Annotated in this window: 15 protein-coding genes; 4 read left to right on the forward strand and 11 right to left on the reverse strand. The window is 42.8% G+C overall.

Translation table 11 applies throughout. The annotated features are described in order from the left end of the window. Window positions 1-2: 2 nt before the first annotated feature. From AC19MV_RS12605 to AC19MV_RS12615, 3 genes are all read right to left on the reverse strand, one after another. The gene (locus AC19MV_RS12605) at window positions 3-785 is read right to left on the reverse strand and encodes a capsule biosynthesis GfcC family protein (protein WP_498307963.1); all 783 of its coding nucleotides are present in this window, start codon (window positions 783-785) and stop codon (window positions 3-5) included. Then, window positions 782-1,501, reverse strand: coding sequence for a YjbF family lipoprotein (locus AC19MV_RS12610; protein WP_498307965.1), 720 nt, complete (start codon window positions 1,499-1,501; stop codon window positions 782-784). Before AC19MV_RS12610 ends, AC19MV_RS12605 begins: the two co-directional genes overlap by 4 nt. A gap of 92 nt (window positions 1,502-1,593) precedes the next feature. Further along, window positions 1,594-1,896, reverse strand: a complete 303-nt coding sequence (locus AC19MV_RS12615; RefSeq protein ID WP_498307966.1) for a hypothetical protein — start codon at window positions 1,894-1,896, stop codon at window positions 1,594-1,596. A 246-nt stretch (window positions 1,897-2,142) separates the two neighbouring features. On the opposite strand from AC19MV_RS12615, the gene coaD reads away from it, so the two are divergent. Continuing rightward, window positions 2,143-2,637: a pantetheine-phosphate adenylyltransferase gene (gene coaD, locus AC19MV_RS12620; RefSeq protein WP_498308003.1), complete on the forward strand. Its 495-nt coding sequence runs from the start codon at window positions 2,143-2,145 to the stop codon at window positions 2,635-2,637. Between the two features lie 8 nt (window positions 2,638-2,645). Next, window positions 2,646-4,124 carry a capsule assembly Wzi family protein gene (locus AC19MV_RS12625; protein WP_498307967.1) on the forward strand — a complete coding sequence of 493 codons (1,479 nt, stop codon included), beginning with the start codon at window positions 2,646-2,648 and terminating at the stop codon, window positions 4,122-4,124. Window positions 4,125-4,220: 96 nt separating this feature from the next. On the opposite strand, the gene mutM is transcribed toward AC19MV_RS12625, so the two are convergent. The 7 genes from mutM to AC19MV_RS12660 all read right to left on the reverse strand — a co-directional run bounded on the left by mutM (window position 4,221) and on the right by AC19MV_RS12660 (window position 10,444). After that, entirely contained in the window at window positions 4,221-5,036 is an 816-nt protein-coding gene (mutM, locus tag AC19MV_RS12630) for a bifunctional DNA-formamidopyrimidine glycosylase/DNA-(apurinic or apyrimidinic site) lyase (protein ID WP_498307969.1), read from the reverse strand. A 9-nt stretch (window positions 5,037-5,045) separates the two neighbouring features. Beyond that, window positions 5,046-5,504, reverse strand: a complete 459-nt coding sequence (locus tag AC19MV_RS12635; RefSeq protein ID WP_498298457.1) for a hypothetical protein — start codon at window positions 5,502-5,504, stop codon at window positions 5,046-5,048. A gap of 250 nt (window positions 5,505-5,754) precedes the next feature. Then, window positions 5,755-7,569, reverse strand: coding sequence for a bifunctional molybdopterin-guanine dinucleotide biosynthesis adaptor protein MobB/molybdopterin molybdotransferase MoeA (locus tag AC19MV_RS12640; protein ID WP_498307971.1), 1,815 nt, complete (start codon window positions 7,567-7,569; stop codon window positions 5,755-5,757). Between the two features lie 18 nt (window positions 7,570-7,587). After that, window positions 7,588-8,178, reverse strand: a complete 591-nt coding sequence (mobA, locus tag AC19MV_RS12645) for a molybdenum cofactor guanylyltransferase MobA (RefSeq protein ID WP_498307973.1) — start codon at window positions 8,176-8,178, stop codon at window positions 7,588-7,590. Further along, on the reverse strand, window positions 8,162-8,914 hold the full coding sequence (locus AC19MV_RS12650; protein ID WP_498307975.1) for an energy-coupling factor ABC transporter ATP-binding protein: 753 nt from the start codon (window positions 8,912-8,914) through the stop codon (window positions 8,162-8,164). The genes mobA and AC19MV_RS12650 overlap by 17 nt, the downstream gene beginning before the upstream one ends. Before the next feature lies 1 nt (window position 8,915). Further along, the gene (locus AC19MV_RS12655; RefSeq protein ID WP_432402309.1) at window positions 8,916-9,623 is read right to left on the reverse strand and encodes an ABC transporter permease; all 708 of its coding nucleotides are present in this window, start codon (window positions 9,621-9,623) and stop codon (window positions 8,916-8,918) included. Next, window positions 9,620-10,444: an ABC transporter substrate-binding protein gene (locus AC19MV_RS12660; protein ID WP_498307977.1), complete on the reverse strand. Its 825-nt coding sequence runs from the start codon at window positions 10,442-10,444 to the stop codon at window positions 9,620-9,622. Before AC19MV_RS12660 ends, AC19MV_RS12655 begins: the two co-directional genes overlap by 4 nt. A gap of 259 nt (window positions 10,445-10,703) precedes the next feature. On the opposite strand from AC19MV_RS12660, the gene AC19MV_RS12665 reads away from it, so the two are divergent. Both AC19MV_RS12665 and AC19MV_RS12670 read left to right on the forward strand, forming a co-directional pair. After that, the gene (locus AC19MV_RS12665; RefSeq protein ID WP_498307979.1) at window positions 10,704-12,095 is read left to right on the forward strand and encodes a sigma-54-dependent transcriptional regulator; all 1,392 of its coding nucleotides are present in this window, start codon (window positions 10,704-10,706) and stop codon (window positions 12,093-12,095) included. A gap of 53 nt (window positions 12,096-12,148) precedes the next feature. Beyond that, on the forward strand, window positions 12,149-14,236 hold the full coding sequence (locus tag AC19MV_RS12670; RefSeq protein WP_498308004.1) for a sensor histidine kinase: 2,088 nt from the start codon (window positions 12,149-12,151) through the stop codon (window positions 14,234-14,236). A gap of 444 nt (window positions 14,237-14,680) precedes the next feature. On the opposite strand, the gene AC19MV_RS12675 is transcribed toward AC19MV_RS12670, so the two are convergent. Further along, the gene (locus AC19MV_RS12675; RefSeq protein WP_498307981.1) at window positions 14,681-15,361 is read right to left on the reverse strand and encodes a 7-cyano-7-deazaguanine/7-aminomethyl-7-deazaguanine transporter; all 681 of its coding nucleotides are present in this window, start codon (window positions 15,359-15,361) and stop codon (window positions 14,681-14,683) included. Between the last annotated feature and the right edge of the window lie 84 nt (window positions 15,362-15,445).

The following is a 15,445-nucleotide window of genomic DNA, read 5'->3' on the forward strand; positions in this document are numbered from 1 at the left end:
GGTTAACGTATCCAATGTCTTATAAGTTCAAGAATTTGTTGGTTTAACTCTTGTTCGTTATCCCTAACACCGTCAAAATCAAGATAGATAATCGCCCCAGGTGCAATATCGATATGTTGTTGGTTCCAATAAGCAATAGGATATTTTTCTATTTGCCCATCTGGCTGAATCAGCCAGGCAAAGCTATTTTGTGATGCATTTAATGGCATGGCATTCTCAATATATTGAGAAGCATTTTGTCTCACCACGAAGGGTTGCGAGCCATTTTGAGTCACGGCGCCTAAGACCATCACATCTTGAGGTTTACGAGGAAGCGTGAGTAAGTATTTTCCTTGTAAAAGTGGGTTCAGTTCTTCTTTTAATCGAATCACATCATAATCAAGTGGAATAAACTCACGTTGAAGAAATTGGTTATTTGCAATCCATGTCGCTAGTGTTTTTAACGCCTGAATATGATCTGGCTTACCCATATCACTATATTGTGTTTTAAGGGAATTAAGCACCAATTGTCGCTGTCTAAAAAAAGCCGCTTCTGTACTGAAATCATACAAGCCTGCTCCTAGCCAATAAATGGGTAAAGGAGCAGATTGATCTGAAGAAAGGTTAGTATTTGATAAGCTATCTTGAATGACTTGTACTAAGCGTGGTGGGCTAACATATGTTAATGATGCGGTTGAGTTACTGTATACCGATTGAGTAACAGTGACTTCAGTTTCGGCATAACTAAGTTGTAAATTACAAATTAATAGCATTAAAGCTGAACATAATTGAATTAGCGGCTTCATTTCACGTCCTCAAATCCATAAGGCTTCAGAAGAGTCATTTCTATGTAGGGTAAGTTAGGGGCAATTTTTTGATAACTTTTGATCACTTTGCCCGTCGATTCATCAATCCAAAATTGGTTGTCATATTCGATATCGAGTTTAGCGACGACAACATGCTCATTGAATTTTTTAAGCGTTACGGTTTTATCATTGATAGTGAGTGTTTCATCACTAACAAAACTAAAGGTGGAGTGCTGTTGATAATTGATATGATAACCAGGTTGCCAATCGATAGTACTTTGCCATTGCATTGGTGTACTACTTAGATGCAAGCCTAAAGCGACAGGATCAGTTTGTTCGCTGTTAATGTTAAGGCGATTACCAACAAATAAATTTACTGATTTCAATAAACGACCATTACGCGTCACTAACAAACCTTTGTCAGCTGAGAGCCATTTAAGCTCAATATTTTTAGAATCAATGCGGGTTAATGGCAGTGTTTGTGGGGCTTCAGCATATGCAAGTACGATATATGATCTATTTGTGTTATTGATTCTGACGTGGATGCTGGCATAAGGACTTTGTTCTATTTCGGCAACAGTGACATTATCATCAGGGAAACCTACGACGCTTTCTTTAAGCATGCCACCAATCTGTACGAAGGTGTTGCTACAGCCTGTTAAGATGAAGAAGAAAAGCAAAGGGAGTAGACTTTTTTTTTGAAAAATGGAATGCATACGAGCTCAGTTCCTTAAGCTTTGGCTTTATGACAAAAAAAAGAAAATAAAAAAGCACATTAAAAAATGTGCTTTTTTAACAGGCTTACGAATTAGTTTGTTACTGAAGTCGTAGTAGTGCCTGTGCCAGTACCTGTACTAGTTGTAGTAGTACCAGAACCTGTACCTGAACCATCTTCAGAATTGCTGTCGTTTGCAGCTGTTGCAGCAACGGCAACAATAACTGATCCAGCTACAGCTGCAATACCAGCAGTAACACCACCAATTGCACCACCAGTAGCACCGCCAGTAGCACCACCAGTTGTAGACGTTGTAGTTGTATCAGTAGGTTCTGCTGCATAAGCTGAACCGATCATTAATAAAGCAGTAGTTAACGCGATAGCTGATTTTTTCATATTCAAAGTCTTCCCGTAAATTATTCAAACACACCTAAATGGAAGATTAGCATATAATCGATTCACTTCCATATATAATTCGACACAAATGCTTAATAAATATTCAGCTTGATCGAGTTGCTAATTTACACGATTTTCAGTTTTTTTACAAAAACAGTTTAATTAATTATCAATTACACGTGTGTTGGGCTGGCATGAGCTGTTAAAATATCAGCAACCCTAACACCCACATTATGGCGTTGAATGATGCATAGAAGAGCAATTTACCCTGGTACATTTGATCCTGTGACTAATGGTCATGCAGATTTAATTGAGCGTGCAGCGCGTTTATTTAAGCACGTTATTATTGGTATTGCCTCAAACCCGTCTAAACAACCGCGTTTTACGCTTGAGGAACGTGTTGCTCAGGTCAACCTTGTCACTGCTCATTTAGATAATGTTGAAGTCGTTGGGTTTACTGGGCTTCTGGTGGATTTTGCTAAAGAGCAGCATGCCAGCGTGTTAGTTCGTGGGTTACGGGCGGTATCTGATTTTGAATACGAATTTCAGTTAGCCAATATGAATCGCCGTTTAAGCCCCGATCTCGAAAGTGTTTTTTTAACCCCAGCAGAAGAGAATTCGTTTATATCGTCTACTTTGGTTAAAGAGGTTGCTCTTCATGGCGGCGATGTGAGCCAATTTGTTCACCCATACGTTGCCGCAGCATTGAAGCAAAAAATCAATGCAACAAATAAAGGATAACTCGATTGATGTTAAAGGGATTTTACTTGAGTAAGTTAGCGATCTCATTGGGGTTAAGCTCGGCTTTATTATGCTCTGTAGCGCAAGCGGCACCCTGGGTCGATACCAGTGATATTTACTTACGTGCAGATATACAAGCGCTTGCAGATGCCGGGGTAATAACGTCTCCTATTAATACATACCCATTAATGTGGTCTGGTATTGGGGGTGATTTAGCGCGAGCTGAGCCATCGTTATTGAGTAAAGCATTAATTGATGCTTACGCTCGGGTTAATTTTTACTATCAAGCAGCAGTGAATAACCGAGGCAATACGCGTGTCAAAGTAGCTGCGGCAACTGATGCGGCTCGTTTTCAGCATTTTGGTTCTGATTATCGAGAAAAAGGCCAAATACAAGGCTCGCATGAGTATTTGGGCCAAAATCTTGCTTATAAACTCTCAGCGTCAGCAAATTACTATCCGAATGACGATAAAGACTTTCGTTTTGACGATAACTATATCGCGGTAATTTTAGGTAATTGGGTGACCACATTTGGTACTGTTGCGCAGTGGTGGGGCCCGGGGTTTGACTCTTCTTTGCACATGTCGACAAATGCAAGGCCAATGTCTTCGTTGATGATAAGTCGTAATAATCCTCAAGCATTTGAAACACCTTTGCTTTCTTGGTTAGGTGCTTGGACGCTGACCGCTGGGGTCAGTCTCACAGAACAAGAACGCGATGCACCCAATGCGTTACTGTGGTCATTTCGCAGTGCGATAAAGCCATTAAAGCAGCTTGAAGTCGGCGTATCGTGGACCGCGATGTTTTGCGGTGAAGGGCAAGAGTGCGATGTGGACAGTGCTTTTGATGCTATTACTGACCCTCAAGAATGTAATTCCACTGATTGCAGCAGTAATACCAATCAAATGACAGGTTTTGATGTGCGTTATAGCGATGACTGGTTTGGTATTCCTGTCGGTTTATATGTAGAGCAAACCTGCGAAAATGCTTCAAACGCTTCGAGTATGTCTGGTTGCGGACAGATGTTCGGTGTCGACTCGCGATTTAATTTTTCAAAACAGCAATATAAAGTGTTTTTTGAATATTCCGACACTATGGTCAATTGTGATGCGGGATCTGAATATAACTGTTTTTATGAACACTCAACGTACCAAAGTGGTTCACGTTATTATGGCCGTACCTATGGCAGTACCTATGAAAGTGATGCACAAACCTATGTTCTTGGTTTAATTGGGCAGTTTGAAAACAGTCATGGTTTTACCTCTATATTGCGATATGCCCAGCTAAATAAAGATGGCACTAATCGTGTTAGTGAATGGGCTCTACAGCCATTAAAAGAAGATTTATTGATGCTTGAGTTGTCTTATCGTATGCCTGTGTTTAATGGCATGTTGACCTTGGGTGGCAGCGTAGCTAACTCTGAGTTTGAAGTACAAGACGACGATACGCAGGCGGCGGTATTTTCAACTTTTGAGTATCGATTTTAAATTGAACCTCATCGAATTAGACTAAATAGCAGCATGCATTAGGGAGCCAAATTGGCTCCCTTTATATAGTTAAATAAATTATTTTTAATTGTCGCGTTATCGCTGCTGGCATATACCGCAAAATACCGTGGTACGTTGGCCTAGTTTGATTTCACTCAATAAATTACCGCAATGGGTGCATGTTTCGCCGCCGCGGCCATAGACATGTAGCTTTTGCGCAAAGTAACCTGGTTTTCCATCAGCGTTAGTAAAGTCTTTTAGGGTGGTGCCACCTTGCTTTATAGCATGGGCTAAAATTTGTTTCACTTCACTGACTAGCACCGTTAATCGTTCAATATCAATGCTGCCCGCTTCGGCTTGAGGGTGAATGCCCGCGGCAAACAAGGCTTCATTGGCATAGATATTCCCAGCGCCCACCACAATGTGATTATCCATTAAGCACTGTTTAATGGCTTTCTTTTTGCCTTTTAATGCGGCTTGTAACTGCTGCGGGGTAAAGTCTGCACTTAATGGTTCTGGGCCCAGTTTTGACAATAATGGGTGGGCTTCTTCGGGTAATTCGTACCATAACCAGGCGCCAAAACGCCTAGGGTCATTAAAACGCAGCATGCGGCCATTATCTAACACTAAGTCAATATGGTCGTGTTTTTCAGCAGGCGTGTTACGCGGTAAAATACGCAAACTCCCTGACATGCCTAAGTGGACGATAGTCATGCCTGCATTGGTATCGATTAATAAATATTTAGCACGACGACGAACGTTGTTAATACGTTGGCCGACAATGTTTTGCGCAACATCCGGCACCGGCCAGCGTAGTGAACCATTACGTATAATCAACTCACTGACAGTTTGTTCAATAAGGAACGGGCTGATCCCCTGGCGGGTAACTTCAACTTCTGGTAATTCAGGCATAAAAACTCATTATTTTGATTGAGGCATTTCAGCAAGTACTGGCTGTAAATCAGCGCGTAAGCTTGGTGGTATTTTGTACCAATTTTTATTTGATGACTGCAATAAGCCATCGTCGGGGAAATAACGCCATTGCTGTGCGGTGTGGATATTGCTTATCGCGATAGTCAGCGTTTGTTCATTGGTGCCATGCTCTGGTTGAGCTGTTAATGGCGACACACTAATATTTTGCCACGCTTGGGCCCATTGTTGACAGTTAAGGACCTGCTCATGACACCACCACTTATCTTCTTTTTTACTTAGCCATTTGTCATCTAGATGCAGTTGCACTAACGGCAGTTGCGGGTCGAACAGCGCCACAGCGTCATCGGGAAGATTAGCGGTTTTGTCATCAATAAATGATAACACCGCGATCATAAAGACACTGGCACCGATAATAATGTAATTCCAATTTTTTCGAGAAAGTGCCATAAAAGAGTCCTTTTCATTAGATGCAGCAGTATGCTGATTTTTTTAGTTTATCACCCACGCGATAAAAAACGAATCTAGCGATGCAAGACTAACAGCGAGTTACCAAGGGATGAGTAAGATTATACGGTTGTAGCTGGGATTTAGATTAGCGATAAAGAGAGTGGTTGATAGCGATAAAGTATAACCTTACTCGACAATCACTGCGCCCAGCAATGATTGTCGAGGCTTAAAGGCTTAAAGGCTTAAAGATTTAAAGCAAGTCGGCAAAAGGCTGAATAAACACCCTATCACCGGCAGGAATAGTTGCAGTGTCGTCGGCGATGACAATAAGGCAATTGGCATTCACCATCGAATTCAACATTCCTGAGCCCTGTGCACCAGTGGTACTGACATGTATTTGTCCGTCACTGCCGATACTATAAACGCCACGTAAAAACTCCGTTCTGCCTGTTTTACTGCGTAAAGCGTGGTCTGCAATGGCAGGAATAAACTGAGGTTGCCAATTATTTTCACCGGCTAATTTACGAATAGCGGGTTGGACAAATTGCATAAAAGACACCATCACAGCAACGGGGTTGCCCGGTAAACCAAAAAATAGACTTTGATTGATTTTACCTACCGCGAGGGGGCGACCTGGGCGCATATTGATGCGCCAAAAATGGGTGTTGCCAACATTGGCCAGTGCCATTTTGATGTAATCAGCATTGCCTACTGACACACCGCCTGAGCTAATGACAATATCCGCTTTTGTCGCGGCGTCGCGTAATGTGTTGGTTAGGGTTTGTTCGTTATCGTCGATAATCCCAAGGTCAATAACCTGACAACCGAGTTTCTTTGCCATCGACAAAATGGTGTAGCGATTAGCATCAAAAATACAGTTGGGCTTTAGCTCATCACCGGGTTGACTCACTTCATCACCTGTTGAGAACACCGCAATCACGGGCCGCTTAAAAAGAGGCAAACGATTAAAACCCAATGATGCCATTAAGCCTAATTCTGCAGCGCCTAATCTGCTACCTGCAGATAGTGCCACTTCACCTAGGGCTATGTCTTCACCGGCAAGTCTTACATGCTGGCCTTTGACGATGTATTCAGTCTCAAGCAAGGTGACCTTTTGGCCGTTTTCTTCGGCTAACTCGCGAGCTTGAATGGTGTCTGCACCTTGTGGCACGGTTGCCCCAGTCATAATGCGTACGGCTTCACCAGCATGGAGAAAATTTGGGTAGTTATGCCCAGCAAGCACTTCTGCCACAATCTTAAGTGGCGCAGTCGACACACTGTCAAATGCAAAAGCATAACCGTCCATGGCTGAGTTGGTTTGTTGCGGCACATTAATTTCTGAAATAATGTCGTGAGCAAGAATGCGGTTATCAATATTAATAAGTTCAACCAGTTCTGTTTGGCTAGTCGCTTTCACTTGGCTTAATACTTTACTGATACCTTGCGAGACGCTAATACCATATTCAGATTCTGGTTGATCTCGTAACGCTTCGTCGTCAAAACAAATGGGTAATTTAACGGGAGGGGCCTGCCAATGTTGTTGGTAGTGCTGAACAAAATCAGCAATTTGCTGCACATTGTTTAAATCTAATCGCGTCAAGGTGTCTGGCACCTGGGTGTCTTCGCAGCAAGCGATAGCGACAATATTTTCGTCATGCACATGAATAAATGGTTTATTGTGAGCAGCACGGTGTAATTCAATTTTGGGTAATGCTAATTTTTTAAAGCCTTCGACTAATACAATATCGACTTTGTCAGCTTCAATTTGGCGCAGCAAATGTTGTAGTTGAGGATCGTCCTCGACAGGATCTTCAGTCATTAATGCCCAGCGCACATGAGAGGCGACCAATACTTGCTTGGCACCTGCTTTTCGCATCTCAAAGCTGTCTTTACCAGGAATATCAACATCAAAATTATGATGCGCATGTTTGATAACGGCTAAACGAATACCGCGTTGATTGAGTTCAGGAATAAGCTGGGTTAACAGGGTTGTTTTACCGGTGCCGCTGTATGCACAAAACCCTAAAACGGGAATAGGTAATGGGTTACTAAAGACTACTGTCATCGTGGACCTCTTAATAAATTACTTGGCAATTTGCTGGGCGAGTTGCTGTTTTTGTTCTGGTGTATTGACGTTAACAAAAGCATTGGGCTGATCGGCAAAGCTCTCTACTGCCACTTGATGTTGGCGATACCAAAAATCAATTTTACGCTCACCGGCATCCAAAAATGCCTGCATAGACTCGGCTAAATAGGGTTTAAGCAAGAGCACGACCGGCTGTTCACGTTCACCATCGCTCGCAACAGCAATATCGGCATTTTGCTTGGTAAGAGCGGCTAATAATCGCGATGCTAAATCGTCTGGTAACATCGGGCAATCACAAGGCACCACCAACAAATATTCTGCTTGAGTTTGTTTTAACGCCGTGACCATGCCAGCTAATGGACCTAAGTAGCCACTGTCTTGATCACTAAAAACGCGGTAACCCCATTGTTCATATTGAGTTTGGTTGCGGTTGGCATTAATCATAATGCGATCAACCTGACTGCTGAGTTTATCAATGGTATGGCAAATCATTGCTTGGCCGTTTAGATCGACTAAGCCTTTATCGTTACCGCCCATTCGTCTTGCCATGCCGCCCGCTAAAATTACTGCGTCAATTTGTGGTGCCATAATGTAATTCCGTTGTATTAGTCTGATGCACAGTCTCTGCTGTAGGAACATGCATGCTGGTATGAATGGTACGTTGCTTAATATGCCAATGCTGTTGGCATAGGGCTGTGAGGCCGCAAGTCTGGTGGCTACTGATTAACAGGCCTGTGCCGTCTTGTTTTAATTGATTTATCATCGCCAGTACTAAACGTTGCGAATGTTTGTCCATATTGGAGATGGGTTCATCGAGCATGAGTAGTTTGGGTTGGGTAATCCACGCTCTGGCAATTGCCAGCCGTTGGCGTTCACCGCCAGATAAATCACTTGCATGGTGGCTTAATAAGTCGTCCAGTTGAGCCATATTAATGGCTTGCTTAATTCTGCTGCTACGCTCGCTTGGCGTTAATTTCAACTGATTTAGTGCATAAGTTAAATTGTATTTTACTGACCCATCAAACAAATATGGGTGTTGATGTAAATACACCGCTTTGCCTAATAAGCTGTCTGCCTGCCACCAGGGTTTAGGCGTAAAGCCATGGCCCAAAACCACACCCTCGGTTGGCTTAATCAAGCCCGCAAGAATTTTCATTAGGGTTGATTTTCCAGAGCCATTATCGCCCTGCAAATAGATCACATCGCCTTGTTTAAAATTCAGTTCATCCACGCTAAACAAGGTGTTTTTTTGAAACTTCATCAGCACATTCTGAGCATGGATCTGTACCGGGTTGCTGGTGGATAAGCTATTTAATAAGGCCATCTTAATGACTCCTTGGGAGGGCTTTACCTCGCAATGAACCTAAGATGAAGTTTAGTACCAAGGCTAAAATTAATAATACTAATCCTAATGCAATGGCTTGAGCAAAATCACCCTTACTGGTTTCCAGTGCGATAGCGGTAGGAATATTGCGTGTGACATTCATAATGTTCCCTCCCACCATCATTGAACAGCCAACCTCAGTAAGAATGCGACTAAAGGCGGCAATAATGGCCAAAAGCAGTGGTACTCGCAGTTCTCGACATAATGTCCATACCGCGCGTAACCATGATGCACCTAGCGTACGAGATGTTTCCCAGGCGCGACGATCTACACTCGAAAACGCCGCCTGTGAAAGTGCAACCATCACCGGTGCGCAAATTAACATTTGTCCTAAAATCATACCTTGTTGGGTAAACAACCACTTTAAATCACCGAGCACCCCTTGGCGAGTCAGCAATAAATAAACCAATAGGCCAATGACAACAGTTGGAATCGATTGCAAAGTTTGAATGAGGTTGGTTACCACCCAGCGGCCACGAAAATGGCTAAATGCCAGAATAAACCCTAAGATAATTGATGGAATAATCGTGATCAGCAGCGCCGCAAAGGACACCGAAAAAGAGATATTAATAATCGCCCAAACATCTGGGTCAAAAGAGAGCAGCAAGCTAAATGCTTGCTGCAATAGGGCTAACCAGCCGTCACTCATTTTTTATATGTTGCCTTGAACAATTGCTCTCCTTGCACTGTGAATTCATTAATCATAGTTTGTGTCGCTGGGCTAATTAGCCAATCACTGAACGCTTTTGCACCTTTATGATTAAGATCTGGATACTTTTCTGCATTAATTAATATGACTTGGTAAGGGTTGGCTAACGCTGCGCCGCCTTCAAAACTAATGGTTAAATCAAGTTTAGCTTTATAAGCAATAAAAGTACCACGGTCTGCTAACGTATAAGCTTGTAATTCATTTGCCATTAACAAGGTTTTACCCATGCCTTGGCCTACTGAAGTATAACCGGCAAAGTCAGGTGTTACGCCAGCCGCTTGCCAAATTTCAAGCTCCTTCATGTGGGTGCCTGAGTTATCCCCTCGTGAGATAAACTGACTTGGTTTAGCCGCAATTTTACTAAATGCTTCCGTTGCATCTTTGCTTGATTTTGCCGCTGCGGGATCATCTTTAGGCCCAAGAATAATAAAATCGTTTTCCATAATACCGCGAGGCTCAACACCATAACCATCGGCAACAAATTTGGCTTCAGCTTCTGGCGCGTGGGTCATTACTACATCAACATCACCCTGGCTGCCTAGCTTTAATGCCTGACCTGTCCCTGTCGCAATAACTTGTACGCTGTAGCCAGATTCAGCTTCAAACTTTGGTAAAATAGCCCCTAATAAGCCAGAGTTTTCAGTACTGGTTGTTGTGGCGAGTTTAATCACTTCACCTGCTAACGCGACTGGGCTGAACATTGCGCTACTAAAAACCGTTGCGGCTAATAACATGCTGACACTTGCTTTAAGTTTTAACATTTCCATTCCTTGTAGTATTAATGACCAGATTTTTTTCTTAATTACCAAAGCCATAAGCAAGTTAAATGCCAAATGATTTTAATGCAAATACAGTTCACGCCTGAAATCGAAATTGTGAACTTGATCCCAAGCTTGAAGTAATTATGATAGACAAATTGTCCCACGATCACTTTTCTGTGGTTCATAGTGACCCTGTCATTTCGATTCAATGGTAGAGTAAGTTCAAAGCGTGTCAAAATGTCCTAATAAGAGTCCATTTATGAGTCCAGACGAACAGATTACCCCAGTAGCCCAAACCACAATGTCGGTATTAATCGTAGATGACGAGCCCGGCATGCGCAGTTTTTTGATGAAAGCCTTAGCCAAAAAATTCGCCCTAGTTGAAACCGCATCCACCATCGCGCAAGCAGAAACGCTCCGTAGCCAAGGTCATTTTGATTTACTCATTGTCGACATTAGACTCCCTGATCGTTCTGGCATTGAGTGGCATGAAGCATTAAACGATCGCGAGAGACAATCGGACATTATTTTTATGACGGGTTATGCCGATATGGATGTGGCGATTAAAGCGTTACGGGCAGGTGCTTCTGACTTTATTATGAAGCCATTTCACCTTGAACAAATGATGACCGCAGTTGATCGCTGCATTGAAAAGCGCTTGTTAAAACGCGAAAACTTTATGCTAAGGCGCGAATTGGCCCATGGGCAGTCATCAACTATTATTGGTAACAGCGAAGCTATCCGTGATGTTAAACAAGTCATTGAACGTATTGCTCCCACCAATGCTGTGGTATTGATTGAAGGAGAATCTGGCACGGGTAAAGAGCTCGTTGCAAGGCAATTACATCAACTCAGTGGCCGCAGTGGTGCTTTTGTGCCTGTTAACTGTGGTGCTATCGCCCCAGAATTATTGGCCAGTGAGTTATTTGGCCATACAGCAGGAGCATTTACGGGTGCCAAAGGCAATCGTGAAGGCCTGTTTAGTTATGCCTCTGGTGGGACCATTTTTTTAGATGAAATTGGCGAAATGCCAATGAACATGCAAACTGCATTATTGCGTGTGCTCGAAGAGCGATCGATTAGACCCGTCGGCAGTGAAAAAGAAATCGATATTGATGTGCGAGTGGTTGCCGCAACCAATCGTCTATTGATTGATGAAGTCGAAGCGGGACGTTTTCGTCGAGATTTATTTTACCGTCTAAATGTACTCAATATTGTGATCCCTTCTTTGCGCTCTCGCCCTGAAGATGTCGTTGAATTAACTCATTTCTTTACCTTGCAGCTATCACAAGAACTGGGCATAAAAGATATTATTTGGAGCCATGAAGACCTGCAGGTTCTTCAGCAATATGATTGGCCAGGTAATATCCGTGAGTTACGCAATATGATTGAACGTTGTATTTTATTGGGAAAACCCCCCGCAGAATATTGGAAAAAGCCTGTTGTGACCGTGATACCTGAAGCTATGGGTTACCCGCTTGAATGGCCTCTAAAAGAAGTGGAAAAGCAGCATGTTACTCAGGTCGTTGATGCTCATAATGGTAATAAATCTGCTGCAGCACGAGACTTAGGGGTGTCGCGTAAAACGCTCGACCGTAAATACAAAGAGTGGGCTCATCACGACGATGACTGTGATGGAGTAGCGCCGTAGTGGCTAAAAAATCGGGTTTATTCACTCGAGTATTTGGCATTAGTTGGCTACAGATGCAGTCAAAGGTGCGCTATCGCATTTTATTTCTAACCTTATTGCCGATCTTATTAACCCTGGTGAGCTTAGTTTTTATCACGATTTATTGGAACGTGATATATACAGGCAACCAATTGTTTATGAAGGTGAAAGCCGATCTTGTTGTAGCCGAAAGTACCTTGGAACAGGTGCAGCAACGACAACAACATCAGCTTAGTACCATTAGCGGGTCGTGGGATTTTCAACATGCTTTTCAGTTGCTTAATCACAGTGACTCTCAACCTAATGCCGCCGCGATTAATGCACTCAATATCTTATTGGCCCAGCAACAACAAACGCTAGGCTTAGACTTTTTACGTCTCATTAGTCTTGCAGATGCCGCCGCCGATCCTGATTTACGGATAATGCTGCACCAAACACAACAGCATGCAATATCAGGACTAATGGTTTTGCCCGGCACTCGACTCGCGCGGATCAATTTGGCCCTTGCAGAGCAAGCTGAAATTGAGCTTGTTGCCACTAGGCATGCGGCAGAACCGCCTAAAAAATCGGAAAGTCGCGGGTTATTAAGTCGCACACTAATGCCTGTAGCCGACCGGTCTGGTAATGTGTTTTGGTATATTGATGGTGGTGTGCTGCTTAATCGTAACACGTTGATTGTCGATCATATTCGGGACTTGGTTTATGGTGAGGGGACGTTACCTGAGCGCTCAATTGGCACCGTGACACTATTTTTAGATAATATCCGTATTAGTACCAATGTGCCTTTCGAACAGTTTCCAACTGATCTGAGCAAACAAAATAGAGCCATTGGCACTTTAGTATCAGACGAAGTGTATCAGCAAGTGTTAATCGAAGGCGAAAACTGGATTAACCGAGCCTTTGTATTGAACGAATGGTATATATCGGGCTATTCACCCTTGTATGATATTCGCGGTAAACGTGTCGGCATGGTTTACGCCGGATTTTCTGAAGCGCCATTTTTACATAACTACTTATTAAACATTATTGAGCTCGGCACCATTTTGGTGATCGTGTTATTTCTGTCTGGCTTTTTGGTGTATCGCGGCGCAAATAGTTTATTGCAGCCCATTGAATATATTCACCAGGTTGTGACCGCTGTGCAATCGGGGCGCAATATCCGCATTGGTAAACTGGACTTAACTAGCGATAACGAATTAGCACAATTAGCAGAGCAGTTTGATCGTATGCTCGACCAATTACAGCGACGCAATACACAAATTCAAGCAGCAGCAGAGCAACTCGAAATCAAAGTTGAACAACGAACTCGCAGCTTACAGGATAAAACAGAAGAGCTTGAACGAAACGTCGCCTTATTACATGCCACTCGCCAGCAATTGGTTACCAATGAAAAACTCAGCGCATTAGGTGAGTTGATTGCCGGCATAGCTCATGAAATCAATAATCCCACCGCGGTGATTTTGGGCAATATGGAGCTATTAAAATATGAGCTTGGCGATGGTGCAAAGGTCGTCGAAGAAGAAATTGAGTTAGTTATTCAGCAGGTAGGACGCATCACCACGATTATCCGCAGCTTATTACAATACAGTCGCCCAGGGGAATTTAATGCGCCAATAGAGTCACAGGCGATTACGCCTATTGTAGAAGAAGTGCTGTTATTGGCGCGTCACTCCATTGAGCAACAAAAAGTGGAATTGGTGAAAGAGTTAACCGCCAGCACACTGGTAGAGGTTAATCGACCACAACTATTGCAAGTGTTGATCAATTTAATGGTTAATGCGGCCCACGCTATTAAGGTTAATGGTCGCATTTGGGTGAGAGCGTATGATTGGATTGAAAATGACCAGAGTATAGGGGTGAAAATTGAAGTTGAAGATGAGGGCGTTGGTATCTCGAAAGAGGATTTAAGCCGCATATTCGATCCATTTTATACCACCCGTAAAGACGGTACAGGCTTAGGTTTATCATTAAGTTACGGTATTATTAAACGTCTTGGCGGCACCATTGAAGTTAAATCAACGCTTAATGTCGGTACCGTCTTTACGATTGGTTTGTATCATAAAGCAAAAGATGATCAACAACTTGGACCATACGATGGTTTACAGTTTGGCGATAAAATATAATATAAATGCCTGTAAAAAACAGGCAAAAAAAAGCCGGGAATAATTCCCGGCCACAAAGAGTGTGTGAGCAATGTCGTGCTTGCGAACTCAGTAGACTGTTTAAAGGTGATGAAGTCTCTATTGAGTAAACTGAGTTTTGGAGCGCGCATTAATAATAATCATTCTCATTTGTGTTTGCAAGTCATTAAACGATAAAATGATCATCTTTACATTGTCATCATTAACAGAATCAATAGCCTTAATTATGGGGACATCTCGTTAATCGAATCGATGTTTGGGTGATGTTATTAGTAGAGAGCTGTTTACTCATGTTCAATGTCTAGTTTGCATCGCGTCGACTAATTTGAACTTTGAGCTTTGATGTGAATTGATGGGGTGGGATTTAACCATCAAGCTTAGCAATCACGACGACTAAGCTTGATGTATGACTATTTCGAGTTCAGATTATTTATTCGCTTCAATAATGACGTTTTCGTTATTGATAGGGCTATCGAACAAAATCTTGTCTTGAAGCACTTTGAGTAACACGCCATAAGCTGGTAAGAATAAGCCTAAACTGACGATTAATTTAAAGCCATAATCTACCGTAGCGATTTCGGGCCAATGGGTAGCCATAAACGTGTCGCTAGATGCATAGAAAGCCACACTAAAGAAGACTAACGTATCGACCAGATTACCGATTAAGGTCGATGCCGCAGGAGCAACCCACCATGCTTTTGCTCGGCGTAACTTAGCAAATACCGTAATGTCCATCAACTGGCCAATCAGATACGCTACAAAGCTGGCAAAGGCAATTCTGAATACGAAGCTGTTCCATTCTGCTAACGCTGAAAATGCTTGTAGCTGACCTTGATGAAATAACACGCCCACCAAATATGACACCAATAATGCAGGGATCATGGCTTTGAGAATAATACTTCTGGCAGCTTGCTGGCCAAAAATTCTCACGGTTAAGTCAGTGGCTAAATACACAAATGGAAAGCTAAATGCGCCCCACGTGGTGTGGTAGCTAAACAGCTGAAAAGGTAATTGAACAAGGTAGTTACTTGCGCAAATAATTAAGATGTGAAAACTGACTAATAGCATCAGTGCTCGGCGATATTTCGCCTGGGATAACTGCAACATATTGTGGCCTTTTTAATTGGGTTAGCGCGGGGTGAGGGAACCCGCTATTGATACGGTTAACAGTATTTATGTATGTCAGTTTAG

It is taken from the genome of Shewanella sp. MF05913, assembly GCF_059758095.1.